At 45.3% G+C, this 2,980-nt stretch carries 2 protein-coding genes; one reads left to right on the top strand and one right to left on the bottom strand.

All coding sequences use genetic code 11. The features are described 5' to 3' along the window. Positions 1-181 precede the first annotated feature (181 nt). On the top strand, positions 182-2,161 hold the full coding sequence (locus HW115_RS19240; RefSeq protein ID WP_227021685.1) for an MGH1-like glycoside hydrolase domain-containing protein: 1,980 nt from the start codon (positions 182-184) through the stop codon (positions 2,159-2,161). A 162-nt stretch (positions 2,162-2,323) separates the two neighbouring features. Here HW115_RS19240 and HW115_RS19235 read toward each other — a convergent pair. Then, a partial coding sequence (locus HW115_RS19235; protein ID WP_178935212.1) for a substrate-binding domain-containing protein occupies positions 2,324-2,980 on the bottom strand: 657 nt, incomplete at its 5' end.

Raw genomic sequence — 2,980 nt, 5'->3', positions numbered from 1 at the left:
AATCGTGTTAATGGCGTTTACGCCTCAGAACACAAGTGGTTACAGGAAACAGTGGCAAAAAAGGAATGGGGGTTTGACGGAGTGATGGTTTCAGACTGGGTCGCTGCCCACAACGCCAAGGCATGTGCTTTGGGAGGGCTAGACCTTGAAAGATTTTGAGTGGGAGGCTGTAATGATAGTTATGATAGCCAAAACAGTAATTTTCTTAGCATCAATTCTGCTTTTACAGCAGCATGTTCCTGCGGCCGAGGTTTTTCTGAGTAACAAACAAGCGGAAATCAGAGGTGAGGCTGCTAGGGAACAGCAAAACGATTGCATAGGATCATGGGAGGATGAGAAAACAATTGTGGCTTGGCAAGTTGAGTTTAAGTCTGTGGGGACCTTTAAAATATCCTGTGTGCAAGCAGCAGAAGCCAGAAGCGAAGGAAATGGTTATGACATAACTATCACAAAAGGATCATCGGCATCTAGAGTGATGGGGAAGGTTGTAGACACTGGATCATGGAATGATTTTAAGGATGTTGACTTGGGCTCAATCCGTATTGGCAAAGCTGGTGTGTATGATATTGCGGTCGTGCCTCATCCAAAGAAAACCCAAGCCGTAATGAATCTGCGTGGGCTAAGAATAAGCGGGAATGCGCTCGATGCGGAAGTTCGATTGCCGATCTCGATGCAGAGAGGGATTTACTTTAAAAAGAAAAAGTATATTCCTGAGCCGCTGCCTACTTTTAAGGCAAATCGAGGTAAGCTACCTGTCCCCGTTTTGGAATCAAATCCTGAATACCTTGAATTGTATTGGAAGTGCTGGGAACTGGCATTTGACCACTTTAAAAAACCAGAACCCGAAAAAAACGGATTCGTCTCAAACTATCTTGACGAGGCGTATAACTCTAACATTTTCCAATGGGACACAATCTTCATGGTAATGTTCGCACGCTATGGGGATCATGTTTTTCCTGCAGTGCAATCGTTTGATAATTTTTACTGCAAGCAGCACTATGACGGCTTTATAGATCGCGAGATCAGGGAAACCAATGGGGAAGACTACCATAGTAAAAACAGTCCATCCGCAATTAATCCACCCTTGTTTAGCTGGGCAGAGATGGAAAGCTACAGAGTGACTGGTGACAAGTCGCGCTTTGCTCTTGTGTTGCCTGTACTTGAGCGTTATGTCGAATGGCTTGAGACGGGGAGAAAAAAAAGTAATACAGCACACGGTCTTTTCTGGAGCAATGGACTAGGAAGCGGAATGGACAACACTCCACGGCAAGGCTCTGGCTGGGTAGATATGTCTACTCAGATGGTAATGCAATATAAGGATCTAAGTGCAATGTGCCGTAAATTAGGGCTCCATGATAAGGCTGTAAAATTCGATAAACGCTCTAATGAAATTGTAAATCTTATTCAAAAATGGATGTGGAATGAAGAAGAGGGTTTGTTTTATGATGTGGATGATCAGGGCGAACATGTGAAGTGGAAAACAGCGGGTTGTTTTTGGCCGATGCTTGCCGGAATTACTACTCCTGAACAGGAGGCAAAGCTCATTGCAAACCTCAAAGATAGCAAAGCCTTCTGGCGGAAAAACATCTTTCCGACTCTGGCCGCGGATCAACCTGGATATGACCCTTCAGGGGGATATTGGAGAGGCGGCGTGTGGGCACCGACAAATTATGCTATTATCCGAGGCTTAGCAAGGCAAGGGCACCGCAACTTTGCGCGTGAAGCGACCGAACGTTACCTTGATGAGATCTATTCGGTTTTCAAAAAAACGGGGACAGTATATGAGCTATACGCTCCAGACATGGAACGTCCAGGGAGTGGTACGGGGGGGCTTCATGGATCACACCAAGCTCGTCCTGACTTCGTTGGATGGACCGGCTGTGGTCCAATTGCTATGCTGATAGAGAATGTGCTCGGCTTTGAAGTACAAGGGGCTAACAAACATGTGAATTGGGATTTGTCTCGAATAGATTGCCATGGAATAAGGGGATTACGTTTTGGAGGGATTACTGCTGATATTATCGCTGAAAGACGTGATGCGAAAGACAAACCAGTGGAGATTACCGTGGTTAGTGATGCCCCTTTCACACTAGAGATTACTAAATTAAACGCATCAAAACGCTTCAAGGTGGGCAAGGGTAAGAATAAGTTCTCATTCTGACGCTTATTATTGTAGGGCTTCCTGAAAAAGTCGTTCATGCTGTGATAGTGTATTTTTCGGAGGGAATGTCCACGATCGGTGTGGACAGACACTTTTTGTGGACACACACCGATCGTGCAATGGACACTTTTTGTGGACATGCGGCACATTCTTAAAAACTATTCATCGTTGGCTCAAACGATAAAGCTGTGGAGTGATCAACTCTTGCTTTTTGAATGATTTACTCAAATGAGCACCATCTGCGTATCCACACTCATGCGCAATGGCGTTAAGTTTCAGGTCAGTCTTCTTGAGGAATCGTTTCACATTGTCATGACGTAGCCTCTGTATTTCAGCTGCCATCGTTCGCCCGACATATTTTTTAAAGGCGTCTTCCAAACGCCTTCGACTCATACCACAACGTTCAGCTAGTAGATCGATACTGATAGAATCGCAGAAATTTTTCCGAATATAGGCAAGTGCTTTGGCTGTGGGTTCATGCGAAATAGCAATGGTATCCGTAGAACTCCTAACTACAACCTCCTTGGGGGGAACAAGTATAAGTTCGGAGACTTCTTCACCATCCATCATCCGGTCGAGTGTCTGAGCCGCAGTGTAACCGATCTGATCCAGATCATCATCCACACTTGTAATCGATATCGTAGTTGGGACACAGTGAAGCTCATCATTATCCGCTCCGATTACAGCCACTTCTTCGGGCACCCTTACGCCCAGATCCTCAAGCTTTTGCAATAGAGTGACCGCCAAATAATCATTTTGAATCATCAAGGCCAACGGTCTTGGCAAAGCCGACAACTCCTCCTCAATTTTTTCCCAGTG

It is taken from the genome of Oceaniferula marina, assembly GCF_013391475.1.
Taxonomy (GTDB): Bacteria; Verrucomicrobiota; Verrucomicrobiia; order Verrucomicrobiales; family Akkermansiaceae; genus Oceaniferula; species Oceaniferula marina.
Note: the sequence above shows the minus strand (reverse complement) of the source record. Positions and strands in the feature narration are given on the sequence as shown.

Coding starts and splice junctions, on each gene's coding strand:
- HW115_RS19240 (WP_227021685.1), top strand. CDS start 182: ATGATAGCCAAAACAGTAATTTTCTTAGCATCAATTCTGCTTTTACAG.